Source organism: Thermococcus sp. 4557, assembly GCF_000221185.1.
Lineage (GTDB): Archaea > Methanobacteriota_B > Thermococci > Thermococcales > Thermococcaceae > Thermococcus.
In genome coordinates this window covers 281306-307958 of the sequence record NC_015865.1, presented here as the reverse complement: position 1 = coordinate 307958, position 26653 = coordinate 281306, and the positions used below count along the sequence as shown (strand labels likewise).

Below are 26653 nucleotides of genomic sequence, written 5' to 3'. Positions count from 1 at the left end.
GTGCTCCGTAACGCGGAAGGCCCTCCCGCGGGGACCTCGCTGTAAGACCGGGCTGTAGCCCCCGCATCGCACCCACCATCACTGTTCTGGAGGGTCCTCGCGCGGGGGCATTGATAAGTTGAAAAAGAGGGTATATAAAGCTGCCTCACTCTATCAGCTTCCGCAGCTGGAAGTAAAGCCTCGGTTCTAGGCTTTCCTTCTCCAGGACAACCACCAGGGTGCCGTTGTTCACGATGGTGAAGTCCCTCAGTTTGGAGATGAACTTCATGAGGCTCTCCCAAGAGTTGTACACTGTAAGGTACTCAAAGCAGTCGATCACTATGACGCCGTGCTTCCCTGACCTCGCGAAGGTCTCAAGGTACTGGTAGGAGATCTCGGTCATCCTCGCGAGGTTGGTGGGATTTATTGTGTTCTTGAAGGTGCCCTGGAATGGGATGGTGGTCACGAAGTAGCACTCCCACCCCTCCGGTATATCCGAGACGTCCCTGACGAAGGCGAGCACGGGCATCTCGCGGAGTTTCTCCTTGAGCTTCTTGTATTCGTTGATCCCCACAAGGAGGGTGCCGGGTTTAAGGTCGGGCTGCTGGGGAACCGTTTCTTTTGAGGGCAGGAACGTCTTGGATGATGTCAGCTTGACCATTGCCCATACCATGAAGACTATCAGTATGGACGAGAACGTGAAGCCTATCGCTTCGTACCAGGTGTAAAGGCCGAAGAGGGCCGCAGGGATGAGGTGAATCCCAAACAGAATTATGCTGATGGAGAGGTATTTGATGGCGCTCTTGTAAATCTCCTCAACTTCCATCAGCAGCAGTCCGCCCGCCACCACGAAGACCCCACTTATCCCAAGCGCCGCTGCGGTCGTGGCCGTCCAGAAGGCGTCCCCTGTGTATGCGTACACACCGAGGATGTACACCATAAACGCGACGGGCATGGCGGAAAGGACAGCGAGGGTTTTGTGTCTGGCGTTTATGGACTCCTCCTCAAGGAACTTCACGGAGCCGTAGAAAATGAAGCCCGCGAACGTCGAGAGGCACAGGAGTCCAGCCAGCTGGATGGTAACGCTCTGCTGCACGGTAAAGAGGATCGTTAAGAAATCGAATACCCACGCTATCGAGAACGCCAGGGCAGATTTTCTCCTGTTGCGCAGGTATATCTTGAATATCCATGTTACGGCCACGGCGTCCGCGATCAGCACCAGTGCGGCCTCTACGAGCAGGAGTGTATGGATGCCATCCAACAACCTCACCCCATCTATCTGCTGGGCTCACCGAACCCGTCCCATCTAAACGGTCTCTCAGGTGGAACGCGGAGTGCTGTCTCATCCTCAAATTTGACAACTAAAACTTCAGGTCTGGCGATTATAAATGCTACCCTTCCCCTCTCCCCGTACCGGACTATCCTGTGCGTTCCGTCCACCACTTTCATGGGAAACACTATGGTTGTGGGGTAGTTGGGGTAGTACCAGAACTCCCCGCGTCGGAAGATTCCAACGAGGTCACCAAAGAGGTAGTAGCCGTAGAGGGGAATGAGTTTTGTGCCGTCGAAGGTGTTCGAGAGGTACTCGAAGAAATCCCTGTTTATCCCAACTCCGCTTATTATCGCGGTCTCAATGGACTCGCTGTATGGCTCAAAGAGGGACATCAACGGCGGGGCCGAGCGAACAGTATTTATCCTGTCCGCTTCCATGACGCGCTTTGTGTACCTTACCAGGGGATCCAGGATCTTCAGCACGGCCTCCTGCCCCTTCTCGCGGAGGACCTTTTTCAGACCATCGGTTTCCATGCCTATGAAGTAGAGGACTCCTCCGTAGCTCCAGACGAGCTGGCTTATCTCATCCTGGTACCAGCCGTAGGGGCCGTGGGAGATGGCGCGCATCTGGTGGTCACCACGGTAAACGTCCGCCAGCCCGTAGATCTCATCCAGGGCCGCACGCAGGTACGCGTGAAGGGCATCCGTGTAGCGGGCGTCCCAGTGCCCGATGGCCCTCTCACGGGTGGTCCCGGAGGACTGGTAGAAGCGTATCCTGCCGCTGTATCCCTCGGGAACGAATTCAAGCCAGTTGGCGCGGAGGTAGTCCTCATCCACCGCGAGGCCCAGATTGAATATCCTCTCAAAGGCCTCCGCTATGGTTCCCTGGAATATCTCATCGAGGTCTGGCTTCAGCCTTTCAGCAACGTTCCTCCAGTAGGCAGTTCTCTCAAAATGAAACTCAAATATCTCCCTCAGGTATTCCCTCATCCAAGTTTCCTTAACACCTAGTGGGTGTTCCTGTAGGTTCTCCAACAGGATTTCATAGTTCATGCTGAATGTTTTAACCAAACAGTATAAAAGCTTTTTCAAATCCAATGCCGTCTCAATGTAATTAAATAAATGCCAAACATTAAATAGGAAAAAGTGCACGTGTAATTGGGTGGATGTTAAATGGGATTAATAGTTGGCAGGGTTGACAGGAGTGGGGTAGAGGACCTCAGGTACACCCTGGAGAAGGCCCTGGAAACGACGAAATTTTGGAAAGAAAAGTTCTTGGGGGTGAACGCGGAGGAAATAACGCCCGAAGACCTGGCGGAATTGACGGACCGGGTGACCATCGAACCCCACGACCTTTACCGAACCTCCGAGATATGGCCCGACTACATTCAGGATCCCAAGATTTTCTACACCGTGATGAGAACCAGCGGAACCACTGGCCGTCCCAAGAGGGTGCCCTACACCCGGGACGACCGTATGAGGAGCGGGCGCCAGCTCGAGCCGTGGATAAGGGAGTACATGGATAGGGGCGACAGAATCGCGTCGTTCTTCCCTCCGCTCCCCTCGTCATCCGGCATGTTTGCTTTTGGCGGGTTCGAGGCCATCAATGCAAAAACCGCCTACTACCAGGTGCCCATCCAGTACCTCCTGGACAGGGAGATGCTCCTGCGCGAGCTTCAGGACATAAAGCCAACCTCCCTCTTCTGCCTCACAGCGACGGCATACAACCTTGGCCTTACCCTGCCCGAGTCCATAAAGAAGGACATACAGACCATAGTCGTTGGCGGCGAAACCCTGACCCCCGAGCTCGCAAGGGCAACTCTGGAACTGTTTGAGAACGCGGTGATAATAGACAACTTCGGTTCAACGGAGGATGCGGTAACCGGCTACCGCGTCATCACAAAGAAGAAGGCCACGAAGTTCAGCTTCGGGGAATCCATAGTGGTCCTCAAGGACAACGGGGACAGCTACGATGACTACAAGCGCATCTACATAACCAAGGTGATGCGGGACGGTGAACTCACCGGACTGCCGCTCTTCAACTATGACATCGGCGACCTGGCGAGGATAGAGAACGGCGAGGTCAGGAACATCATCCGTATCAAGGACGTCGTGACCCTCGCTGGAGCGAAGCTCCACATCGATCAGGTGATGGAAATAGTGTACGACCATCCGGACCTCCTCGACTTCGTGATAATCTACCACCCGCTCTCACCGGAGAACCCGAAACCAAAGGCCACGATACGCATCGCATATGGGGAGAAGAAGCCCGCGGGGATAGAGGACGAAGTCAGAGAACTGCTCTACGAGGCCAACAATCCCGTTCGGTACGAGGTGGAAGAGTCCCGGCAGGCGGAACTGGAGATAGTGGCGGTTCCGCTGGAGAAGCTCAGGGCGGACCTCCCGAGGAGGCTCGGAAAAACCAAGAGAATATACATAGTTGGAAAAGACCTCTGAGCGCCCCCTTCCACTATTTTATTCCATCGTTGTCACAATGCCGAAAATTTATTTAAGCCTGTTCTCAAATCTTCAGCGGTGATAGCGATGAATGGAAAAATTATTCACGACGGTATCCATGGCAGCATGAAGCTCACGGGACTCATCCTTGACCTCGTTAAAACCCCCGAGTTCCAGCGCCTTAGGAATATAAGACAGCTCGGCCTCGCGTACCTCGTTTACCCAGGTGCCAACCACAGCAGGTTCGAGCACTCCCTCGGCGCGTGGAGCATAGCCCGAAGACTCGCCGCGGAAGTTAGCCTAAGCGAGGATGAAAGCATGCTCCTCCAGGTCGGGGCCCTGCTTCACGACATCGGGCACGGGCCCTTCAGCCACACATTTGAGAGCATATACAAGCACTACGTTAAAGAGCACGACCACATGCGACTCGGACAGGATATAGTTCTCGGCAAGGTTAACATAACCGAGAGCGAGAACGGCGGCCGGATTCCCGAGATAATCGAGGATTACGGCTACGACTTCGAACCTGCGGACGTGGCTAACCTCATCCTCGGCAAACACGAAAAGCGCTATCTCGGCCAGATGCTGCACGGAGATGTTGACGTTGATCAGCTCGACTACCTTGTCAGGGACGCGCACTACACCGGCGTCGCCCACGGCATAATCGACCTGGAGAGGCTCATGAAGGTTCTCCGGATCCACGAGGGCGAGCTCGTTGTCGATGAGAAGGGCATCGAGGCTGTTGAGGGCATGATGGTCGCCCGCTCCCTCATGTACTCCCGCGTTTACTTCCACCACACCGTGAAGATAGCTGAAGGTATGCTCACCAGAGCTCTGGAGTTCGCCCTGGAGGAGGGCCACCTCTGGGACTTCTGGAGGATGACCGACTGCCGCGTTCTTGTGGAGCTGGAGGATCTCGAGGGCTTCCCCGCGGAGATGGTGCGGCGCGTGAAGTACAGGGAGCTTTACAAGGCCGCGGTTCTGGCAAACGCCGACGAACTGAGTACCGAGGAAAAGAGGGAGCTGCTGACAGCGTACAGGAACGTCAAAAGGAGGCAGGAGATAGAAAGGGCACTCGCCGATGCGGTTGGCGCGAGGGAGGGCGAGGTCATCCTGGAGTTCAGCATAGCTGACCTCATGCTCAGTGAACCGAGGCTTAAGGCAACGGAGATAAACGTCCTCCTGGACGACGGAAGCATCCAGCCACTGACCCGGGTTACGCCCCTGGCCAACGCCCTGAAGAGGCGCCAGACGCCGCGCTGGGCCGTCCTCATAGCATCACCGGGGGAGTACGTGCCCAAACTGCGGGAGACCTGGAGAAAGGTGCTGTTCAGCTGAAGGGACACCGGAACGCGATCAGCCGAAGAGCTGCTTCTTTATTTCCTTCTTCAGCTCCTCTATGAGGTCTATGAGCTCGTCGGCGTCCCTCACCTCGTCGAGGCTTTCCTTCGGAATAAGGGGAACCTCCCCAACGACCTCGGTCCGGGTCTTCTCGAGTATGAAAACACCGTCGCTGTTTATTATCCTGCCAACCTCCGCCACCATCTCGGCGCGCTTGACTGTGGAGCGGGTCTTGCGCTCGTCTATGCCAGTCAGGATCCTGAACTCGTCCTCCCTCGAGACGGCGTTGAATGGGGCCTTCTTGACCTTGACAACGCCGAGGCCCAGCTCCTTGAGGCGGTCGAATATCTCCCTCTCAAGCGGTGTCTCCGGGGTAACGTCGAGGTTGGCCTCAACTGTTGAGTGGAGAACGTCGATGGGCTCCGCAAGGGGCTCGTCAAAGAGCTCCTCAAGGCGGATGGCGACCTCAAGCGAGACCGCCTGCTCACCGCGCTCGTAGTTGGTGAGGCTCTTTCTGGAGACGCCGAGGAGCTGCGCCAGCTCGTTTATTGAGTACCCGTACTTCTCCCTCAGCTTCCTCAATAGGCCGCCGTTTATCCTCACATAAAAGCCGCCGCGCTCGGCGAATATGGCCGGCATCTCGTTCTCGACAAGAACATCGTAGAGGGTCTCGGGTCTGAGGGCGTATATTCCAAACCTCTCGTAAACGACACCCTCCTCAAGCTCGGCGTTTTTCGTCTTTAGGCCGACGATCAGGGGCGAAGCCTTGAAGAAGCGGGCCAGCCTCTTTAAATCCTCCGCCTGCTCCCCGGTGACGGCATCTATGTTGGTGGCCACCTTTATGAAGAGCAGGAGGAATAACCTGCTCGCCACTATGTCAAAGCACGAGCCCTTAAACTCCATACGCGCCGTTTTGTACCCCGTGCCCCTGAGTATCGCCTCAACCGTCCGTATGAGCCTTTCCCTGTCCATCACCCTTAAATACGCAAACGGCTTATATAAAGTTAAGGTGTCGCTATGAGGCCGATCATACTCAGGGGGAGTCTCGTGTCGATAGGCATGCTTCTGAAGGACGACCTGCGGCAGGTCTGGCTCTGGTACAACGACCGCGACGTCAGGAAGTACCTCTCGTTCCCGGAGGAGATATTTTTCTACGAGGACGAACTGGAGTGGTACGAGGCTCTGAGGCGGGAGAAGAAGCACGAAAAGGTATTCGCGATCATGGAGAACTCCTCGCGCTCCCTCGTGGGACTTGTGGGGCTGCACAGGATAGACCACCACAACGGCAGGGCGGAGCTGGGATACTTCCTGGCCAAGAGGCACTGGGGCCATGGCTATGCCAGCGAGGCCGTAAAGCTCGCCCTTGAATACGCCTTCGACTGGCTCAACCTGCGGAAGGTCTACGCCCACGTCTTCGAGACAAACATCGCATCGATAAGGGTCCTCGAGAAGAACGGCTTCACCCTCGCCGGCCGCTGGAGGAAGCACCAGTACGTCCCGGGAGAAGGCTTCGTTGATGTGCTGATGTACGAGCGGTTCAGGGAACAGGGTTCAATAGATGAAAGTCCAACGAACAGTAAAACCTAGGGAGGAGAACCCGTTTGATTCGGGTTTGATATTTTTCTTCTCCGGACTGCTTTAGCTGATCAATCTCCCTTGCTCCTCAGCTCCGCAGGCTCGAACATCAGGACGTACGAAGGTTCGAGGGCCTTGGGACAGTGCTCCATCCCCCGGCACGATCGTCATCTCGCCCTCGCTGAGAAAACCGCACCTATTTAACCCTAACAGTTCGGTAAGGATATAAGGACGCCCCACCCACCATCCTGAGGGTGAAACTGGTGGTAACGGAAGGTCCAACCAGACTCCTCGTTGTGCTGCTAGCTGGAATGCTCGTCCTCTCCGTGGGATGTCTCAACGGCGGCGGAGCCACGCAGACGACCTCAGAACAGTCCAACGAAAGCACCACTTTCCATACCCGCGAGACCACCGATTCTCCCCGGAGCACTCCGACGTCAACGAACTCCACTTCAACAACAGAAACACCAAGCACTGAAGTACCCGAGGGGGACAACGAAACGACCTCCCCCGCTGCGGAAACCCCCAATGTGGTCACGGTCACGTTCATCGTCTCGGTTCCCGACTACACGCCGGAAAATGACGCGGTGTATATCGCAGGTGACTTCAACGGCTGGAATCCGGGTGACGAAAACTACAGGCTCAGAAAGCGCGACGACGGGAAGTGGGAGATAACGCTGGCGTTCAGGAGAGGAACCAAGATCGAGTTCAAGTTCACCCGCGGCTCGTGGGAGACCGTTGAGAAGGGCAGAAACGGCGAGGAGCTTCCGAACAGGGCCATGGTGCTGGAGGAAAGCGGGAGGTACGAGTTCACGGTTTACCACTGGCGCGATTACGTGGAGGAAGCCGGAGTCGGCACGCACACGATAGTCGGGAACGTGACGACTTTCAAGATGTTCATGCCCCAGCTCAACAGGACGAGGAGGATATGGGTCTATCTGCCTCCAGACTACGGAAAGAGCGACAGGAGATACCCCGTCCTCTACATGCACGACGGCCAGAACCTCTTTGACCGGGCGACCTCCTTTGCCGGCGAATGGAGGGTGGACGAGACCCTGGAGAAACTCTTCCGGGAGAGAAACTTCTCGATCATAGTTGTCGGCATAGACAATGGCGGCGAGAGGAGGATAGACGAGTACTCGCCGTGGAGGAACGAGGCCTACGGAGGGGGCGGGGAAGGAGACGCCTACGTCCGCTTCATCGTCGAAACGCTTAAGCCCTACATCGACTCCCATTACAGAACCCTCCCGAACGAGACAGGGATAATGGGCTCCTCCCTCGGAGGACTCATCTCGATATACGCCGGCTTCAAATACCCTGAGACCTTCCGCTACGTTGGAGCCATGAGTTCAGCCTTCTGGTTCAACCCGGAGATCTATGACTTCGTGAGGAACGCCCCGAAGGGCCCGGAGAAAATCTACATCGACTGGGGAACCCTCGAGGGGGGCGACCCGAGCGAGATGATAGAGACCAACAGAAAGATGGTGGAGGCACTGAAGGAAAGGGGCTACGTGGAGGGCGAAAACCTTCTCGTCATCGAGGACGAGGGAGCCACACACAACGAGTACTACTGGTCGAGGCGCTTCCCGGATGCGGTGCTCTGGCTCTTCGGCGGTTGATTTTTAAACCCCATTCCCTTTTCTTCAACCATGCTCCTTCACATCGGAATCGACGACACCGACTCACCCAACGGCATGTGCACCACGTACCTCGGTGCCCTCCTATACCGCGAGCTTTCCCGCCTAGCGGAGCCCATAGACCTTCCCCGCTTGATCAGGCTCAACCCAAATATCCCGTACAAGACCCGCGGCAATGGGGCAGTGGCGATAACCTTTGAAGTCGATGAGAAAGTTATCCCCGAAATCAAAGATACCGTCCTTTTCTACGTAAACCAGCTTTCTGACTTCACTCACGAGAACACTAACCCCGGCGTTGTCTTCTTCGAAGGGGATATTCCAGAAGAGCTCCGCGAGTTCTCGTTGAGGGCTTTGAGGGAGCACGTTACGATCGAGGAGGCTGAAAGGGTCGCAAAGGAAGTTGGGGCAGAGTACTTCAAGTTCAAGGTCGGGAGGGGCATAATAGGCTCCCTCGCGGCGATAGGCTATCCCCTTGAACGCTTCACCTACGAACTGCTGGCTTACAGGGAGCCAGACAATTGGGGAACTCCGAGAAAGGTCGATTCGAAGAGTGTTTTCACCGCCGACCGCTGGAGCTATCCCTTCACCTACGACAATGTTGACCCCCACAAGAGGAGCGTCCTCATAACACCCCACGGCAAGGATCCCGTTCTGGTTGGCATCAGGGGGATTGACAGAGGGAAAGTTCTCCAGACCTTCGAGCGGGTCGAGTTTGGGGAGCCGGTTGCGTTTTACCAGCTATTCAAAACGAACCAGAACACCGACGACCATCTTACATACAAAAAAATCGGTGAGCTGAAGCTATACGACAGCGCGGTGGTTAGGGGAACGGTGGTTAAGCCCTACTGGGAGCGCGGGAGGCACGTGTTCTTTGAGCTTGAGGACGAGACAGGGAAGATACGCGTTGCTGCCTTCGAGCCGACCAAGAAGTTCAGGAACTACGTGAGGAAGCTCCTGCCCGGCGATGAAATCATCGCGGCCGGGGGAGTTAAGGAGCACGATGGCGTTCTGACGCTCAACCTCGAAAAGTTCTACCCGGTAAAGCTCGTCCCCAAAATCGAGTACCAGAAGCCTAAGTGTCCGCGCTGTGGTGGAACGATGAAGAGCAAGGGCGACTACCTGAAATGCAAGCGCTGTGGTTATAGAATGCCGAAGAAGCTCATCCCGGTTGAAGTCCCGCGCGAGCTGGAGAGGAAAATCTACGAAGTGCCGCCCGACGCGAGAAAGCACCTGTCGAGGCCGCTGGTGCTGCCGGGTGGGGAAGAGAGGGTTTTAGAACTCCTGTAAACGAAAGGCTTAAAGTGATAATTACCATTATCATAACGGTGATTATCACATGACCAAGTTCGTAAATAGGAATGAGGAGCTTAAGGCACTGAGAGAACGGCTCTCAAGCGAGAATTTCGAGCTAATCGTCATCTATGGAAGAAGGCGCGTTGGGAAGACCCGTCTTGTCCTCGAAGCAGTGAAAGACGTTCCCCACGTTTACTACTTGGCCATTGAAGGAGATAACCTGAGGCACTTTCAGGAGACCGCAGAGAGGGTTTTTCCAGAGGCGAGATACGCCCGTGGAAGCTGGGAGGCCCTCCTCCACACCCTAAGAGGGAAGGTCATCGTCATTGACGAGTTTCCGAACTTGATAAAAGAAGACCCTAGAGTTCTAAGCGAGTTTCAGAGAGTTATTGATACAGATCTTTCGAATTCAAACACGAAGCTAATTCTCCTTGGCTCTTCGGTGAGCATAATGACCGAGAAGGTTCTCAGCTACAAGAGTCCCCTCTATGGCAGGAGAACTGGTTCAATGAAGCTCAAACCCCTAAAGTTCTTTCACCTAAGAGAATTCTTCCCGAATGCCAGTTGGAAGGAGCTTGTAGAGGTCTACGGCATGACGGACGGGATTCCCTTCTACATAGCTCAGGTCAGGCTTCCCTTCTGGGAGTGGCTTGAGGGGGAGCTGAAGAACCCAGTGAGCTTCTTCCGCGACGAGGTGGATTTCCTGCTGAGGTACGAGTTCACGGAGACGAGGACGTACAGGAGGATACTTGAGGCAATAGCCCTCGGCAAAACGACGCCGAAGGAGATAAGGGACTTCACGGGGATGAAGCACTCGGAGATAACCCCATACCTCAGGAACTTAATCGAGACCGGGTTAGTAGTGAGGGAAGTTCCCATCACGGAAAAACCAAACTCCAAGCTGGGCCGCTACTACGTTGCGGACAACTTTCTCGCCTTCTGGTTCCGCTTTGTTTACCCGAACCTCTCACTCATGGAGGAGGGCATATTTGACGTGAATGAGATACGAGGGGCATATAACCACTACCTTGGCCCAATTTTTGAGAAAATTGCAAGACAGTTCCTAATTGAGCTGAACCGGGCGGAAAAGCTGCCCTTCAAGTTCACAAAGGTTGGAAAATGGTGGAGGAAGGGAGAGGAAATTGACCTCGTGGCTTTGAACGAGCGGGAAAGAAAGGCGCTCTTTGTTGAGGCAAAATGGAAAGAGCTGAGCAAAAGAGAGGCGAGGGGCATTTTAAAAGATCTGGAGAGGAAAGCAGAGCTCGTTGGTTTAAAGGACTACGAGAAGAGCTACGGTCTTGTGGCAAAGAAGGTAAACGGGAAGGAAGCTTTGAGTGCCGAAGGCTGGCTGGTATGGGATTTAGAGGACTTCGAAAGGCTTATTTCTTTTGAGGGTGAAGTTTGAGGGGTGGGAGTGTGCGGTACGGTGAATAGGTTCGCCGGATCCATATACGGAGGAGTAGGGGACGAGCCCGTCGGAATAATCGCTAAGCATCGGGCAATTCTTGAGTGGGTGGAGAGGGAATTCCTCGGGAGGAAGGCCGTCGAGGCAAGAAAGAGGAAGTACATGCCGGGCCATCATTAAATCGCTGGCAGTCATCTGCATAATCAGCGGAGGTGGTAGAGGAACCCCGGAACCTCCGGGCCATTCAGGACTCTAACGTCCCTCGGATACCTCCCCCTTCTCTCCCCCGATTTCACCTCGACCTTCAGGTTTCCAGCGATTGCATCAACCTCGTAGGAGTTCCTGTAGTAGTAAACCTCCCCGAACTTCCTGTACAGGTGCTCCTGGACGAGCCACTCGTAGAGAACCGCTTTATCAACCCTCCTTCTCGTCCATAGCTCCATGGCCCTCACGATGAGCGGGTCGCGGAGAATCAGCTTCCTTTCCTTCCGAGGGTAGACCTTCCCGTCGCCGCCGAGGTAGAGAACCTGCAGAAGGACGTGGAAGGCCTCGAAGAGCTCAACGTAATCCCTCGTGGTGTGGGGGGAGATTCCAACTACCTTCGCTATCGCGTTGAAGGATGTGGGTGAGGGAGCCTTATCAAGTATCGCACCCATAACGTCCCTCGCAAGGTCGGTCGAGCGGTCTAAAGCTTTCAAGTCGGCCTTCAGGAAGCCCACGAGCTCCTCGACTTTCAGCGTTCCGTTCAGGTATGCCAAGTATCCTCCGGTCTCAATGTAGTTCTCGAAGACCTCTTCCCCCTTTGAGGGGAAGAACTCGTCGTAGAAAAGGTTGTAGTATTCGTGAAAACTCAGCGGCATGACCTCAATCGTTCTTCCGTTCCCCCTTCTGCCGCCGAAGGTCTCAAAATGCCTGCCTACCGTCAGGGAAATCGAGCCGGTCACCGTGATGACGTCGCTCCTCAACTCGCCTCTGTCTATGAGGAACTTCAAGGCACGCCACCAGTCATCCACGAGGCTGACCTCGTCGAGGAATATAAAGGCCGTTTTAACGCTTTTTCGTCTCTTCAGCCTTAGATAGTCTTTTAGAACCTCCAAAAGCTCTTTGTAGCCCTCAAGCACGTCACAGCTGAAGTAAAAGACGGCGTAGGGAGTGTGGACTTTTTTGAGGAGTTCCCTAATGAGGAGCTTTATTCCCATGGTCTTCCCGACCCTTCTCGGGCCGACAACGAAGTTGACAGAAAAAGGCTCCAATGAGAGCCCGTCGAGCCATTTCGGCCTGATTCTGTAGGTGAGCTTTTCAAAGAGCTCCCAGTCCCTGTCGGGTTCACCAATCCACCATGGGTTCTGTACCTCAAGCATGTGCATTTATAGTGCAAAGATATTTATAAAGATTTTGCACTCTTACTGCAAAGAGATTTAAAAATAGTTTGCAGTAGGAGCACAAACTATTCCCTCATAAATCAAAACAGAACCCTCAAAGCAGCCTTCCCATGAACTCCTCCCACAGCCTTCTGAAGTCCTCGTGTTTCTCCCCGCTCGGTTCGAAGACCCTCTCCACCATAGGTTTCTCCCACGCGCTCAGAACGTCCCTTCCCTCCGCAACCGCCCGTGCTATCATGAAGGTTCCCTGCGCGGAGCCGTTGAGCTCCACCGGTCGGACTATTCTCTTCCCGCTGAAGTCGGCTATCAGCTGCAGGAGCGGGTCGATCTGCGAAGCACCCCCGTCGGAGGTCAGGGAGCCAATCTCAACCCGGGTTCCCGATTCCATGGCGGCTATAACCTCCGCGACCCTCATCGCTATCCCCGCTATGAGCGCCTTGATGATGTCTTCCTTCCTTACGCTGAACGACAGGTTGAGGAGCGCTCCCCTGAAGTCAGGCCTCAGATAGGGCGTCGAGAGGCCGGCGAAGGCAGGTATGAAAAGCACCCTTGGAAGGGCGGGGTCTTTAAACGCACCGCTGATCTCGGAGTAGTCCTCGACGAGCCCCACTTTCAGCAGCCAGTCAACGGCCGAACCGGAGGCGTTTATTATTCCCTCAAGGAGGTAGAGCGTCTTTTCCCGGGTTTTAAGGGCGACCATTGGGTAGAGGCCAGGCGATGCGGGTTTGGGTTTCTCTCCAACGTTCAGATCGACGAAGGTCCCTGTTCCGTGGGTCATCTTCGCGCTCCCCGGCTCAACGCCCGCACGGTAAAGGGCCGCCTGCTGATCCGCCACCATCGTGAGGAGGGGCACACCGTAGTCCGTTTCCCCCACTGGGAGGTCGTTCGGCTGGAGGGCGGGAAGGATTTTCTTGGGAATTCCCACGATGCCCATGATGTTGTCGCTCCACTTGAGGTAGAATGGGTCAAAGAGGCCTGTCGCGGATGCGTTCGTGTAGTCCGTCACGTGCTTCCCCGTCAGGTTCCACGCTATCCAGCTGTCCATCGTGCCGAACTTCGCTTCACCGCGTTCCAGGGCTCTCCGAACCTCGAGGACGTTGTCCATTAGCCAGCGTAGGTGCATCGAGGAGTGGGAAGTGCCGAAGCCCACATGGGCCAGGGTGATTATATAGGCTCCCTTTGGTAGGCTGGCTATTCCGGGAACGATGCGGGAGAGTCCGTAGAAGACCTTTCCGATAGCCCTACCAAAGCGAACGAGGAAGTTGCGGGAAAAGGCCTCCACGATATCTCTGGTCCTCGTGTCCTGCCAGGTTATCATGTTGTGGAGCGCTCCTTCGTCGTCCCACACGACGGTGGAGCTCCGCTGGTTGGTGATGGCCATTCCCCCTGGCATCCCAAGGGAAGAAGTAACCCCGTCTATGAGCCGCCTGACCGTTTCAATGAGCTCTTCGGGGTCGAGTTCGGCCCAGCCAGGTTCTGGATAAACGGGCCGCGTTCTCATGCTCTTCTCCAGGAGCTTCTCCCCCTCCTCAGAAAAAGCGTAGGCCTTAACGTTCGTCGTCCCAACGTCGAGGATGAGGTAGTAATTCATCCAACCGCCTCCATATCCCTCTCCGCTATCACATCAACACCGGTTCCAGCAACATCCTTCACGATAACCTGACCGCGCCTCACCGGGGCCTCCACAACGAGCCCTTTGAGGGCATCTATAACGTCTCGAATTCTGTCCTTGGGCACGGGTTCTGCCGTTCTCACCGGAAGGCGTGGATAGCGGGCGTTGAGTATCCTAACGGTCGTCGTGACAACCCGCCTCGGGTTCCTCACTTCCTCCTCCCCGAACCTCTTTCCCTCAAGGCAGGCGAAGCCCGAGACGTGGACCTCGTTCCCCTCGACCGTGATCCTCAGCCTGCACCCCTTGGGGCACCGAATGCAGAGAACCTCATACTCTCGCGACATCCACATACACCTCTTCCGCCCCGCTGATAGCTTCCCGGGGGATCTCAATCCGCTCAAGCGTTGAGGGCCTCACATACTGCCGGAACTCCTTCTTCAGGATCTCTCCATTCCCGCCCCTGACGATTATCCACGCGCGGCCTTCGACAGCAGGCCTGAGAAAAGCAACCACCGGTCTCTCGTCCTCCCATTCCAGCCGGTGGGGTGTCAGCGTCCGGACGTTGCTCCCGGGCTTGAAAGGTACTGGATTATCAAGCCGTCCCCCGCCCGCCAGGTACTTCTCAACGCCGTCTGCCGCGATGTAAGCGCTCTCAACGGCGTCGTCAACGTAGTCAAATATCTGGACGAGGTTGCCGGCGGCAAAGACTCCCTGCACGGTCGTCTCGAAGAACTCGTTCACGACCGGACCTCTGGTTCTCGGGTCTATCTCGGCCCCAATTGCCCTCATCTTCTTGGCATAGGGTACGAGGCCAATGGAGAATATCACCGTGTCGCAGGGGTAGAACTCCTCGGTGCCGGGTATGGGCCTCCAGTTCTCGTCCACTTTCACAAGGATAGCTCCCTCAACGCGCTCCTTCCCAACTATCTCCTTCACCACAGTCCTGGGCCTGAAAGGTATGTTGAAGTCGAGGATGCACTGCTGGACGTTTCTCGGGAGCCCAACGAAGAACTCCTCCGGAAAGACGACGGTTATAGACTCAACCCCCTCCAGGTAAAGATGCCTGGCGACGATCATGCCAACGTCCCCGCCGCCGACCATGAGGACCTTCTTCCCGGGCAGGATTCCGTAGAGGTTCACAAGCCTCTGCACCATTCCGGCCGTGTAAATACCAGCGGGCCTCGTCCCACCGACCTTTATCTCGAAGGGGTGCCTCTCCCTGCAGCCTATGGCGTACACTATCGAGCGGGCCTTTATGCGCTCGACACCTCGCGGGCTCACCGTCACAAGCTCCTTGACGTCTCCCCCGGCGTTTACGGATTTGACGTACGTGTTCAGGTGGACCTCAAGGTCAAGTTTGCTAACTTCATCCATAAAGTGGCCCGCAAACTCCGGTCCGGAGAGGGCCTTTCCAAATATTTTGGTCCCGAAGCCGTCGTGGATGCACTGGTCGAGGATACCTCCAAGTTCTTCCTTTCGTTCGATGAGCGCGACATCGTAGCCCTTACCGGCGAGCTTAACCGCCGCGGCCATCCCGCTCGGCCCTCCGCCGATCACAACGACGTCCTTCACGGTTCCTCACCCCTAACGGTGCCGTTGAAGAGCCTTCCACTGTTCTCCTTGACGACCTGGGAAATCGGAACTCCCAGCTCCCTTGACAGTATCTCCGCCGCTCTCAGCGTGCAGTAACCGCCCTGGCACGTTCCCATTCCGAGCCTCGTACGTCTCTTGATGGCGTCAAGGGTTCTCGCGCCCCGGCGTATCGCCTCCACTATTTCAGCCTCTGAGACCATCTCGCAGGTGCACACGATGTTGCCCCAGCGCGGATCTTCCTTTATCCTCCTATCGAGTTCCTCAAGGCTCATCTCGCTCGCACGAGGGATCGGTTCCCTGTGCGGGTTGAAGTCGGGCTTCGGCTCCAGAATGAGTCCCATCGAGCGCAGCTGCTCGACGGCGTACTCCGCTATCGCAGGTGCTGACGCGAGTCCGGGAGACTGTATCCCAGCGACGTGGAGGAGGTTCTTCACCCACTTGGCGGGCCTTATTATGAAGTCCTCAGTGAAGGTCGGCGCCCTGACCCCGGCAAAGTAGCGAATTATCCTGTGCCTCGGAAAGTCCGGGTATATCTCCCTGTAGCGCTCGAGTATCTCTTCGATCTCCTCGGGATGGACTGACGTGTCGGTTTTATCTGGCACCTCCACTGCAGTCGGCCCCCAGAGGATGTTTCCGTGAACGGTGGGGTTTATGCCACCGCCCTTGGTGTGGGCCGGCGCAGGAAACCTGAGCTCGGTGACGCAGTGGTTCACCCATCCCTCAAGCTCTTTGTCGAAGAGAAGGATCACGCCCTTCCTCGGGTGTATGGTGTACTCCCTCGAGCCTGCAAGCTCGGCTATCTCATCAGCGAAAACGCCGGCGGCGTTCACGACGTACCTAGCTAGAAAAGTCCCCCTGTTCGTAACGACGCCCTTAATGGTCTCCCCCTCCCTGATGAAGCCCACCACCTCTGTCTCGAGGTGTATTTCAACCCCGTTGGCAATCGCGTTTTCCGCCAGGGCCACGACGAGGTCATAGGGGTCAAGTATTCCCGTTGACGGCACGTAAACCGCGGCCCAGGCCTCCCTCGTGGCCTTGGGTTCCAGTTTCCATATCTCCTCGCCTCTGATTATGCGTATTCCTTTAACGCCGTTCAGCATGCCCTTGAGCTTCACGAGGTACGGGAAGATGTAGGCCGAGACGAATTTGTAGAACGGCCCCGGGAGGTATCTCCTGTACTTCTGGAGTGTCCGCGGGGTTATCAGCCAGAGGCTTTCGACACGCTTGAACTTGACCCCCAAATCCCTTGCAAGCTCGTCATACATCGCGTTTCCCCTGACGTTGAGTTTGGCCTTCAGCGTGCCGCGCTTCGGGGCCACTCCGGGGTGTATCATCCCGTTGTTCGCCTTTGATGCCCCCACAGAAACGTCGGTGGCCTTTTCGAGGAGGGCGACCTTCAGACGGTACTTTGAGAGCTCCCTCGCTATCGCCGTCCCGGTAACACCGCCCCCGATTATGACGACGTCGTACTCGCCGATAATTCTACCCTTGTTTTCCTCGTAGAGTTTCCTCCTCCGCTCTTCCTTACGCCTGAGCTCCTCCTCCGGGTAGTCCTTCCATTTTATCCTGTTCACCACGCCCTCAACGCCCTTAATGCTCCCCACTGCAAGCCCGATCTCGACCCATTCCTCGTAAGCCTCCACTTCCCCGTCGAGAAAGACCACGCCGTCCCTGATCTCGAAGGTGATTCTGTAAGGAAACCTCCCAAGGACCTTCCGAACCTTTGATTCGAGGCTCATTCTTCCATCATCTCCAGCAGGAACTCGACTATATCGAGAACCTCCAGACCATCACCGTTGAGAGCCAGCTCACAGCTCGGGCAGGCCGTCACGACTCTGGCCGCGCCGTCCCTGAGCTGCTCCCTCCTCTCCGCGGCAATTTCCTCGGCGAGCTCCGGCTTCAGTCTTGAGACGGCACTCCCACCGTGACCGCAGCAGAAGAGCTCCCTGCGCGGCTCTCTGATTTCAAGCCCTTCCACATTCTCCAGCAGGCTCTTGAGGAGCCCTCTCCGCCCGAGATGCATCGCGAGCTTGCAGGGGTTGTGGTAGGTCACGGCTTCAGCCCCTTTCAGCTTCAGACCGCCGATGACCTCGCCAAGGAGCTCCGTTATGTGTAGAACCCGAGGTTTGAGCTTTATCCCGTATTTGGGGTAGAGGACGCGGAAGGTGTAGGCACAAGAGGGGCACGAGGTGACTATCAGCTCTGCACCGGTTGCGTTGAGCCTCTCCGCGGTTCTCTCGGCGACCTTCTTAAACAGCTCCGTATTGCCAAGGTTGTACGCCGGGAGGCCGCAGCAGGTCTCGCTTATGGTGAAGGCTTCATAACCGAGCTTATCGAGGAGGGTCAGGGTCTTTTCGGCCAGTTCCGGCCTCTCGTTCCTCACGGTGCAGCCCCTGAAGTAGAGGACTTTCCCTGAACCGTCAGCACCCGAATCAGCGTTCCCGTAGACGTCCCCCGACGTTTCGAGGTTTTCAAAAACTTTCCTGAACTCTTCGAACACCACACCCCTACTCACGGCCTCTTCCTTCACCGGCCGGATGAGGTCGGCGACCGAGAATTCAAACGGACAGTAGAGGGTGCACAGGTCGCAGCCGAGGCAGGTGTACAGGGGCTCCAGGTTGTCGAGGTTCAGTTCGAGCCGTCCCTCGCGTATCATGAGCGCGATCCGCGCCTTTCCCGCGGGGGAGGTCGTTTCGCGCCCTTCAACTATCGAAACTGGACAGGCGTGGCGGCACATGTTGGGACAGAGGGCGCACTTGGTCAGGTCATCCGCCGAGAGCTTCCCCTGAACAACCTTGAAGATCATCCTCCCGCCTGTAAGAAGGTTCGAGAGGCCGATTTCGTCCTTGAGCCAGTCCCACTTTCCGGGCATTCACATCACCATATTGCCGGGGTTCATAACATCCTTCTCATCTATCGCGAGCTTAACCTTCCTCAGCACCTCGTAGGCATCTCCCAGCTCCTCCGCGAGCCATCCTCGCCTGTGACGGCCTATCCCGTGGTGGTGGCTTATAGTGCCCCCGCTATCGAGCGTGGCCCTCATTGCGGCATCCCAGACCGCGTTGTAGAACTCCCCCGCGCTTCTGCCCCTCGGGGGAACGCCCGCAAAGGTGAAGTAGAAGCAGACCCCCTGGTCGTAAAAGTGCGAAGCGTGGGCGGAAGCCATCAGCGTGCCCTTCACGGACTTCATGGCCCTGATGACGTTCTCATAAAGTTCCGCAGCCCTGCCCCAGTTTACCGCAACCTCTATCGTGTCTATGACCACTCCGATCGGCGCGAACTCGGATATCTCCTTCACGTTGAACCTCGTTTCCAGCCAGTGCCTCACGGGTTCCTCCCCGGCAGGCACCCCTTTGAACTCCCCCTCGACGATTTCCTTCTCGGTCCTTGCCAGCCTGGAGTCCCCCTCGACTATGATGATCGTCCCTATCTTTCCGTACAGCTCTTCGAATTTGTAGAAGTGCCTCTTCGTTTCGACCCGGTCGTATATCCTCACCACTGCCGGCCTCGCACCGCGGTGGAGTATCCGCCTGACGGAGTCCAGAGCCTCCTCAAGGCTCTCCGATGCAAAGGAGAGCAGAAAGCGCTCCTCAGGGTAGGGACGAACTTTGAGCCACACCCTCGTCACGATGCCGAATATTCCCTCGCTCCCAACGAAGAGCTTCCGCAGGTCCGGGCCCGTTGCCGTCCTTGGGTGTGGTTTGAGCTCGATGAGCTTTCCCGGCGGAATTACCGCCCTCAGGCCAAGCACCATATCCTCGATGCCGCCGTATCTGGTCGAGAACTGGCCTATAGCCTTGGTGGCAACCCAGCCGCCCACTGTTGAGGGATAGAGCGACTGCGGAAAGTGGCCGAGTGTGTAGCCCCGTCTGTTGAGGTACTCCTCGATGTAATAGCCGTTGACTCCAGCCCCAGCCTCGACCATAAGGTCATCCCCATAAAGCCTCAGGCCCCTAAGACGCTTCAGGTCAACCACTATGCCCCCGTACTCAGGCACTGTTCCCCCCAGAACTCCAGAGCCGCCGCCGTATGGGTAGAGAGGAACGCCCTTTTCGTGAGCCACTCTAACTGCTTTCACAACGTCTTCCTCGCTCTCCGGAAACACCACCGCATCGGGAAGCGCTGGAACTTTACCCTTCAGCAGCCAGTGGAAGGTTATGAGCCAGTAGTCGTGGCTGTACGAAAAGAGGTCAGCCGGCTTGGTCGAAACCTTGTCCCCGAGAAGATTTTTAAGTTCGGCGATGGCTTCACCAACGCTGCCCCTTTTGGGGCGCTTAAGGACTTCATCAAACGTCAGCGTCAAGATTCCACCCCTGATGCACATACTGCATGCACAAATAAAAGCATTTTGCAGCACTTGAGGAGCACAGCACAGACAAGAAGGAAGGTCAGAGAGATTGGAAAGAAAAGAGCATCAGCCCCTCATCACCTTCCACACCAGCAGCGGGAAGACGAGCGTAGCATCTGCCCAAATCTCTACGTAATCGGCCTTCGCCCTTATCTTGCCCCAGCTTACACCCTCGCTCGGCGGCGCACCGCTCAGTGAGCCGTCCCACGGAATTGCCGTCGTGACGTAAATCGCGTAGTCGGTCCCTCCGCGGAAGAGGTTGGCGTTTATTATCGCGTGCTTCGGCAGAGAGCCGCCGAGGATTATCGAGGCGGTCTCCTTGGCGGTAACCGCTAAGTTGTTGAGCTTCACGATGTCGTTGGCTATGTCAATTATCAGCTCTCTATCTCCGCGCTCCTCCTTGAAGAAGTAGAGCATGTCACCTATCGAGCCGTCGGTGATGGCCGGGCAGAAAATCGGGACGTTCCGCTTGTAGGCCCAGTAAATAACCGAGCGCTCCTTCTCCTTCCCCAGCTTCTCGTCCATGTAGCGGCCCATCTCGTAGATGAACTCGCTCGCCGTTAGGGGCTTTCCAGCTTCGCGCTCCATCTCAAGAACCCGCTCGAAGAAGGGAATCATGTACTTCTCGAACTCTATGTAGCGGTCGTTGGGCACGAAGATGTTGCCAATCCTGTTTATGCCCTTCTCGCGCATCAGGGCGTCGTTCACCTGCCAGTCGCCCAGGATAAAGGGCTTGAGGGCTTTTATGAAGTCCTCCTCGATTCCTCCCGCGGTTGTCACTATGACGTCAACCTTGCCTTCCTTTACAAGCCACGCGACCAGCTCGCGCAGGCCCGAGGAGATAATGTTGGAGGTGTAGCCGAGGAAAACGCGGACTTCCTCGCCGCTGGCGCGCTTCTCCTCGACCTTCCGCCAGATTTCTATTGCCTTCCCTAGGTGCGTTGCCTGGAAGCCTATGCGCTCGTAGTAGTCGAGAACTTCCTCAAGGCTTGAGACCTCGTCCAGCCAGGGGCCTTCAATTGGAGTTCCCTCAACCTCTTCGCTCTCCTTCAGCACAATGTTCTTTGGCTCCGTCATGGTTGGCACTTCGAAGGTGGACGTATAAAGTTTTGGGAAAGCGTTTTATTCTTCAGCCCCAACTCTCCCACATGCAGGTGAAGATAGACCTGAACGGCCTCGGCGTCATCGTCACAGCATCATCCCGCGGCATAGGCTTCAACGTTGCAAAGGAGCTGCTGAAGAGGAACGCGAGGGTCGTTATAAGCTCCCGGAGTGAGGAGAACCTGAAGAAGGCTCTGGATGAGCTTTCAAGCTATGGTGAGGTTTATTCAGTTAGAACCAACCTTTTTGACCAGCGCGACATTGAAAACCTCGTGAAGGAGAGCTGGGAGCTCCTTGGAGGGGTTGATGCCCTCGTCTGGAACGCGGGGAACGTCCGCTGTGAACCCTGCCTCCTGCACGAGGCGAGCTACATCGACTGGATAGAGGCTTCCGCCCTCCACACGGTCGCCCCGGGATATCTAACGACGCTCCTCGTCCAGGCGTGGCTTGAGAGGAAGATGAAGGGTGTCCTCATCTATCTCAACTCCGTCTCGATAAAGGAGCCAATGCCGCCGCTGATTCTGGCGGACGTCACGAGGGCCGGCCTGGTTCAGCTGGCGAAGAGCGTTTCGAGAACCTACGGGAAGAGGGGGATAAGGGCATACAGCGTTCTGCTCGGCAGCTTCGACACGCCCGGCGCGAGGGAGAACCTTAAGGCAGTTGCCAAGGCGAGGGGAGAACCCTTCGAGGAGACCTGGAAGCGGGAGGTGCTTGGCAGAACGCCCCTTCACAGAACCGGGAGGTGGAGCGAACTCGGCTCTCTGGTGGCCTTCCTCCTGAGCGAAGAGGCGGAGTACATGCTCGGCTCGACAGTTGTCATAGATGGCGCGATGACGAGGGGTGTTAACCTCTGAAAGAACAATAAACCAGTAAAAACAAAAACTGGAAAAACCTTCAAATCACCAATCCGCCTCGTGAATCAGCTCTCCCTCCGCGAAGACGTGCGTCGGGTAGTTTTCAAGGTTGAACGGGTCCCCGTTCCAGACAACGAGCGAGGCCCACTTGCCCTTCTCTATGCTTCCAAGCCTGTCGTCAACGCCGAGGATTTTCGCGTTGTTGTGGGTTATGACCTTTATCGCCTCTGCCTTGCTCATGCCGAGCCTTATGAAGTGCCGGAGCTGTAAGTAGAGATTCGCCTGGAGCGTAACGGGGTGGTCGCTCATGAGGCCGAAGAGGGGCCTGACCTCAAGCAGATAGCGGGCGTTCTTCCAGTCCTCGTGCTTCAGCTCGACCTTGTAGGGGTGGCTGTCGAAGGGACCATAAATCACAGGAACGCCCTCGGCTTTAATCTTCTCGAAGGTCTCCCTGCTGTGGACATCTCCTGCGTGCTCGATGGTTATCCTGAGTCCGAACTTCCGCTTTATCATAAGCAAAGCCGCTATGTCGTCCTCCTTGTGGACGTGGACGCGGAGCGGGAGTTCTCCCTTGAGAACCGGAATCAGGGCTTCAACGGTGGGTTCGACTTCCTCAGGTTCCTTCTTGCCCTTCTCGATGAGCTTTATTGTCTTCTGGGTCTTGATGAGCCAGTTGAGAAGGATTCCTATGGCACCCATCCTAGTACTCGGCCTGGTTCCCTTCCAGCTCGTGGTCGAGCGCGGGTTGTAGCCGAAGGCCGCCTTAACGCCCGCGTACTGGATGAAGGCGTCCTCTATGTCGCGCCCGTAGTTCTTTATGAAAACTGCTTTTCCGCCGATGATGTTCCCGCTCCCCGGCAGGACGGAGGAGTAGAGCACGCCGAACTCGATGGAGTGCCTGAATGCCTTGTCGTCCATGTAGATGGAGTAGAGCGCATCGACGAGCGGCAGAACCGCGTCCATCTCCTCGTTGGCCTCGCCCTCCTGGTAGGGTTCCCCATACCTGTCCATTCCTATGTGGCTGTGGCCGTCTATGAAGGCGGGAGTAACAACACCTTCGGCTATTATCTCCGCTCCCTTTGGCTTATCCTTCGTTACGTCCACGATGTCCTTATCAAAAACGACGTAGACGTCCTTCAGAATGTTCCCCAGACCGTCGTAGAGAAGGGTTGCCTTTACGGCTTTCATATCCATCACCGTTAAGAAGTGTGCACTAACGTTTAAATGCTTGCTGATTGAGAAGTGCAACCGACAGTTATCAACAGGGTCGATCACATAAATAGAGAATTGCAGGATTAGGCAATTATGCAAAAATTAAATCAGAAAGTGGGGGCGTAGCCCATCTCCTCCGCTATTTTCCTGAGCCTCTCGATCCTCGCCTCGGTGGGCGGGTGAGTGGAGAACAGGCTCGCTATGCTCGTCCCCTTGAACGGGTTCACTATGAACATGTGGGCCGTCGCCGGGTTTCCTTCCCTCATCGGCCGATAGCTGACGGCGCGCTCTATCTTCATCAGCGCGCTCGCGAGCGCCCAGGGCTTGCCGCTTATCTTCGCTCCGCCCTCGTCAGCGAGGAACTCCCTCGACCGGCTCACGGCGGCCTGGATGAGCATCGCCGCTATCGGGGCGAGGACGGCTATGAGTATCGCAGTGAGCACGTTGCCCGCGTCGTCCTCGTCCCTTCCGAAGCCGCCGAAGATGGCTATCCAGCGGGCCCAGTAGGCGAGCTGGACGATGGCACCGGCGAGTGCTGCCGCGAAGGTTCCGATGAGCATGTCCCGGTTCTTTATATGAGTAAGCTCGTGGCCGATTACTCCCTCAAGCTCGTCCCTGTCGAGGATTCTGAGCAGGCCAGTGGTCACGGCGACGACCGCGTGCTTAGGGTCTCTCCCAGTGGCGAACGCGTTGGGCGTCTCGCTGGGGATTATGGCAACCCTCGGCATCGGCAGGCCCGCGTTCTCGGCGAGCTTTTTGACTATAGCGTAGAGCTCAGGGGCCTCAAACTCGTCAACTATCCTCGCGCGGTACCAGCTAAGCACTATTTTATCGCTGTACCAGTAGGTGATGAAGTTGAACGCCAGCGAGAACAGGAACATCATGAAAGCCGCACTGGGGCCCCCAAAAGCGTAGCCGATGGCCATCAGTAACCCGGTCAGGGCGGCCATCAGCAGACCAGTTCTGAGCCACAAACCAAGCCCCATTCTCTCACCTCCGGTGAACTCTCACTCCCATAAGGAGAGGCGAATCTACAAATAAAACCTTTTGGTACAAGATTGAGTATAAGGAAAGAGAATAGAGGGCATCACATGCCCATGTCCATGCCGCCCATTCCGCCCATACCGGGCATTCCGCCGCCCTGGCCGCCCTCGGGCTTGCTGACCTTGGCGGCGATGACGTCGTCGATCCTGAGGATCATTATGGCAGCCTCACTGGCGCTCTTGATGGCCTGCTTCTTGACGCGGAGCGGCTCGATGATACCATTGGCGAGCATGTCAGCCGGCTCTCCCTCAAAGACGTCGATGCCTATGGCCTTACCCTTGTTCTTGTGCTCGCTGATGACTTTAACGAGCATCTCGACGGTGTCGAGACCAGCGTTCTCGGCGAGGGTCTTCGGGATTATCTTGAGGGCCTCGGCGAAGTTCTCGATGGCGAGGGCCTCCTTGCCGCCGACTTCCTTAGCGTACTCGTCTAGCCTGATGCTCAGCTCGATCTCCGGAGCACCACCGGCCGGAAGAACGTAGCCGTCCTCCATGACGTCCTTGACGACCTTGATGGCGTCCTCAAGGGCGCGCTCAACCTCGTCGATGACGTGCTCGGTGCCGCCCCTGATGAGTATGGTGACGGCCTTCGGGTTCTTGCAGCCCTCGACGAAAATCATGCTCTCGCCGGCTATCTTGCGCTCCTCAACGAGGTCGGCGTGGCCGAGGTCCTCGGCGGTGAGGTCCTTAACGTTGGTAACGACCTTGGCGCCGGTGGCCTTGGCGAGCTTCTCCATGTCGCTCTTCTTGACGCGCCTGACGGCGAGGATGCCGTACTTGGCAAGGTAGTGCTGGGCAAGGTCATCGATGCCCTTCTGGACGAAGAGAACGTTCGCACCGGTGGCGGCGATCTTGTCCACCATCTCCTTGAGCATCTTCTCCTCCTGCTCGAGGAAGCTCATGAGCTGGTCCGGGCTGGTGATGTTTATCTTGGCGTCGGTCTCGGTCTTCTTGACCTCAAGGGCCTCGTTGATGAGGGCGATCTTGGCACCCTCGACCCTCTTCGGCATCCTGGGGTGGACGCGCTCCTTGTCGATAACAACGCCGCGAACGAGCTCGCTCTCCTCAACGCTCTCGCCGGCCTTCTTCTCGATCTTGATGTTGTCGATGTCCACGGTGAACTTCCCGTCCTTCTTCTCGGCGACCTGCCTGACGGCGTCAACGGCGAGCTTCGCAAAGAGCTCCTTGTGGCTCTCGGCGTTCTTGCCGGTGATTGAGGTCATGGCTATCTTCATGAGGGTCTCCTCGTCGTCAGGGGTGACCTCTATGGCGATGTCCTCGAGTATCTCCTGGGCCTTCTCGGCGGCCATGGTGTAACCCTTAACGATGATGCTGGGGTGAATGTTCTGGTCAAGAAGCTCCTCGGCCTTCCTGAGAAGCTCACCAGCGATGACGACGGCGGTGGTGGTTCCATCGCCAGCCTCCTTGTCCTGAGTCTTCGCAACCTCAACCATCATCTTCGCAGCCGGGTGCTGGAGGTCTATCCTGTCAAGAATAGTGGCTCCATCGTTGGTGACAACGACGTCACCGAGGCTGTCGACGAGCATCTTGTCCATACCCTTCGGACCGAGGGTGGTCCTGACGGTCTCCGCGATTATCCTAGCAGCCAGAATGTTGAGCCTCTGAGCATCCCTACCAACGTACCTCTGGGTTCCCTCAGGCAGAATAACAACCGGCTGTCCGCTAAGCTGTGCCATTTGACATTCCTCCTATCAAATTCCTTTTTGCAGAAACGCTTCGTCAGCACTGCATATAAGTTTTTGGGTCAAAAATTTCAATTAACACAGAAAATTTTGAAGAAATGACAAAAATGTGTCCTTGAAATGGGGGAAAGGCCTAAAACCTCCGCGCACAACTGAGGGCGGGTGGACGAGGTGAGGATGATAAAGCAGGGCGCGGAGGCCAAGATATACATCTCAGGATTCGGCGAGTATTTCGGGGCGGAACTCCTTCCCGGTGAAACGGTGATCATCAAGCACAGAATTCCAAAGCGCTACCGGATAAAGGAGATAGACGAACGGCTGAGAAAGGAGAGAACGGTTAGGGAAGCCAGGGTTCTCCACCGGGCGAAGGAGTTCGGTGTGAACTGCCCCCACGTCTATGAGGTTGATACAAGGGACATGAAGATAGCCATGGAGTTCATCGATGGTGAGAGACTGAAGGAGCTTCTGGAGAGGCTGCCGATGGAGGAGAGGCTTCCCCTCTGCCGCGAGATTGGGAGGCAGATTGGAAAGCTTCACGAGGCGGGGGTAGTGCACGGCGACCTTACCACCAGCAACATGATACTCAGAGGCGGAAAGGTTTACCTGATAGACTTTGGTTTGGCGGACTTCGACCCCACCCTGGAGGCCCAGGGCGTTGACCTGCACCTACTCAGGCGCGCCATGGAGAGCACGCACTACACGTGGTTCGAGAAAGGGTTTGAGGCGGTTTTGGAAGGCTACGCCGAGGTCAGGGGCGAGGAGAGGGCGGAAGAAATCAGGGTGAAGATAGAAGAAATCGAGAGCAGGGGAAGGTACCGGGAGCGGAGCTGGGTCGGGTAGGACAAA

General features: G+C 56.3%; 23 protein-coding genes. 9 read left to right on the top strand and 14 right to left on the bottom strand.

Features of this window, described 5'->3' with window-relative positions; translation table 11 throughout:
* Positions 1–145 precede the first annotated feature (145 nt).
* Positions 146–1249, bottom strand: coding sequence for a DUF835 domain-containing protein (locus GQS_RS01425; RefSeq protein ID WP_238515793.1), 1104 nt, complete (start codon positions 1247–1249; stop codon positions 146–148).
* A gap of 5 nt (positions 1250–1254) precedes the next feature.
* Entirely contained in the window at positions 1255–2304 is a 1050-nt protein-coding gene (locus tag GQS_RS01420; RefSeq protein WP_048056502.1) for a hypothetical protein, read from the bottom strand.
* A gap of 120 nt (positions 2305–2424) precedes the next feature.
* Here GQS_RS01420 and GQS_RS01415 point away from each other — a divergent pair, with 120 nt between their 5' ends.
* The gene (locus GQS_RS01415; protein WP_014011877.1) at positions 2425–3708 is read left to right on the top strand and encodes a phenylacetate--CoA ligase family protein; all 1284 of its coding nucleotides are present in this window, start codon (positions 2425–2427) and stop codon (positions 3706–3708) included.
* Positions 3709–3795: 87 nt separating this feature from the next.
* Complete coding sequence (locus tag GQS_RS01410; RefSeq protein WP_014011876.1) at positions 3796–5046, top strand: HD domain-containing protein; 1251 nt, start codon at positions 3796–3798, stop codon at positions 5044–5046.
* 18 nt (positions 5047–5064) lie between these two features.
* Here the strand turns inward: GQS_RS01410 and GQS_RS01405 are convergent, their stop codons facing one another.
* Positions 5065–6021, bottom strand: a complete 957-nt coding sequence (locus tag GQS_RS01405; RefSeq protein WP_014011875.1) for a transcriptional regulator — start codon at positions 6019–6021, stop codon at positions 5065–5067.
* A 45-nt stretch (positions 6022–6066) separates the two neighbouring features.
* On the opposite strand from GQS_RS01405, the gene GQS_RS01400 reads away from it, so the two are divergent.
* The 5 genes from GQS_RS01400 to GQS_RS10930 all read left to right on the top strand — a co-directional run bounded on the left by GQS_RS01400 (position 6067) and on the right by GQS_RS10930 (position 11139).
* Positions 6067–6636, top strand: coding sequence for a GNAT family N-acetyltransferase (locus GQS_RS01400; RefSeq protein ID WP_014011874.1), 570 nt, complete (start codon positions 6067–6069; stop codon positions 6634–6636).
* Between the two features lie 251 nt (positions 6637–6887).
* A complete protein-coding gene (locus GQS_RS01395) occupies positions 6888–8243 on the top strand; it encodes an alpha/beta hydrolase-fold protein (protein WP_238515791.1) in 1356 nt (451 codons plus the stop codon).
* Positions 8244–8273: 30 nt separating this feature from the next.
* A complete protein-coding gene (tiaS, locus tag GQS_RS01390; RefSeq protein WP_014011872.1) occupies positions 8274–9548 on the top strand; it encodes a tRNA(Ile2) 2-agmatinylcytidine synthetase TiaS in 1275 nt (424 codons plus the stop codon).
* Between the two features lie 49 nt (positions 9549–9597).
* A complete protein-coding gene (locus GQS_RS01385) occupies positions 9598–10959 on the top strand; it encodes an ATP-binding protein (RefSeq protein WP_014011871.1) in 1362 nt (453 codons plus the stop codon).
* A 21-nt stretch (positions 10960–10980) separates the two neighbouring features.
* Positions 10981–11139 carry a hypothetical protein gene (locus GQS_RS10930; protein WP_014011870.1) on the top strand — a complete coding sequence of 53 codons (159 nt, stop codon included), beginning with the start codon at positions 10981–10983 and terminating at the stop codon, positions 11137–11139.
* Positions 11140–11162: 23 nt separating this feature from the next.
* Here the strand turns inward: GQS_RS10930 and GQS_RS01380 are convergent, their stop codons facing one another.
* The 8 genes from GQS_RS01380 to GQS_RS01345 form a co-directional block, all read right to left on the bottom strand.
* Entirely contained in the window at positions 11163–12320 is a 1158-nt protein-coding gene (locus GQS_RS01380; RefSeq protein ID WP_014011869.1) for an ATP-binding protein, read from the bottom strand.
* Positions 12321–12435: 115 nt separating this feature from the next.
* Positions 12436–13932, bottom strand: coding sequence for an FGGY family carbohydrate kinase (locus GQS_RS01375; RefSeq protein ID WP_014011868.1), 1497 nt, complete (start codon positions 13930–13932; stop codon positions 12436–12438).
* Positions 13929–14297: a DUF1667 domain-containing protein gene (locus tag GQS_RS01370; RefSeq protein WP_014011867.1), complete on the bottom strand. Its 369-nt coding sequence runs from the start codon at positions 14295–14297 to the stop codon at positions 13929–13931. Before GQS_RS01370 ends, GQS_RS01375 begins: the two co-directional genes overlap by 4 nt.
* On the bottom strand, positions 14281–15525 hold the full coding sequence (locus tag GQS_RS01365; protein ID WP_014011866.1) for an NAD(P)/FAD-dependent oxidoreductase: 1245 nt from the start codon (positions 15523–15525) through the stop codon (positions 14281–14283). The genes GQS_RS01370 and GQS_RS01365 overlap by 17 nt, the downstream gene beginning before the upstream one ends.
* Complete coding sequence (locus tag GQS_RS01360; protein WP_014011865.1) at positions 15522–17285, bottom strand: FAD-dependent oxidoreductase; 1764 nt, start codon at positions 17283–17285, stop codon at positions 15522–15524. Before GQS_RS01360 ends, GQS_RS01365 begins: the two co-directional genes overlap by 4 nt.
* Positions 17282–18418: a (Fe-S)-binding protein gene (locus tag GQS_RS01355; RefSeq protein ID WP_014011864.1), complete on the bottom strand. Its 1137-nt coding sequence runs from the start codon at positions 18416–18418 to the stop codon at positions 17282–17284. Before GQS_RS01355 ends, GQS_RS01360 begins: the two co-directional genes overlap by 4 nt.
* Positions 18419–19849, bottom strand: coding sequence for an FAD-binding oxidoreductase (locus GQS_RS01350; protein ID WP_014011863.1), 1431 nt, complete (start codon positions 19847–19849; stop codon positions 18419–18421).
* Between the two features lie 111 nt (positions 19850–19960).
* On the bottom strand, positions 19961–20971 hold the full coding sequence (locus GQS_RS01345) for a deoxyhypusine synthase (protein ID WP_014011862.1): 1011 nt from the start codon (positions 20969–20971) through the stop codon (positions 19961–19963).
* Between the two features lie 71 nt (positions 20972–21042).
* Here GQS_RS01345 and GQS_RS01340 point away from each other — a divergent pair, with 71 nt between their 5' ends.
* The gene (locus tag GQS_RS01340) at positions 21043–21849 is read left to right on the top strand and encodes an SDR family oxidoreductase (RefSeq protein WP_048056610.1); all 807 of its coding nucleotides are present in this window, start codon (positions 21043–21045) and stop codon (positions 21847–21849) included.
* Between the two features lie 45 nt (positions 21850–21894).
* Here the strand turns inward: GQS_RS01340 and GQS_RS01335 are convergent, their stop codons facing one another.
* The 3 genes from GQS_RS01335 to thsB all read right to left on the bottom strand — a co-directional run bounded on the left by GQS_RS01335 (position 21895) and on the right by thsB (position 25801).
* Complete coding sequence (locus GQS_RS01335; RefSeq protein ID WP_014011860.1) at positions 21895–23037, bottom strand: amidohydrolase; 1143 nt, start codon at positions 23035–23037, stop codon at positions 21895–21897.
* A gap of 131 nt (positions 23038–23168) precedes the next feature.
* Positions 23169–24047: a zinc metalloprotease HtpX gene (locus GQS_RS01330; RefSeq protein ID WP_014011859.1), complete on the bottom strand. Its 879-nt coding sequence runs from the start codon at positions 24045–24047 to the stop codon at positions 23169–23171.
* A 101-nt stretch (positions 24048–24148) separates the two neighbouring features.
* Positions 24149–25801 (bottom strand): thermosome subunit beta, encoded by a 1653-nt coding sequence (thsB, locus tag GQS_RS01325; protein WP_014011858.1) that lies wholly within the window; start codon positions 25799–25801, stop codon positions 24149–24151.
* Positions 25802–25978: 177 nt separating this feature from the next.
* Between thsB and GQS_RS01320 the strand changes: the two genes are divergently transcribed.
* Positions 25979–26647 (top strand): Kae1-associated kinase Bud32, encoded by a 669-nt coding sequence (locus tag GQS_RS01320; protein WP_014011857.1) that lies wholly within the window; start codon positions 25979–25981, stop codon positions 26645–26647.
* Positions 26648–26653 lie beyond the last annotated feature (6 nt).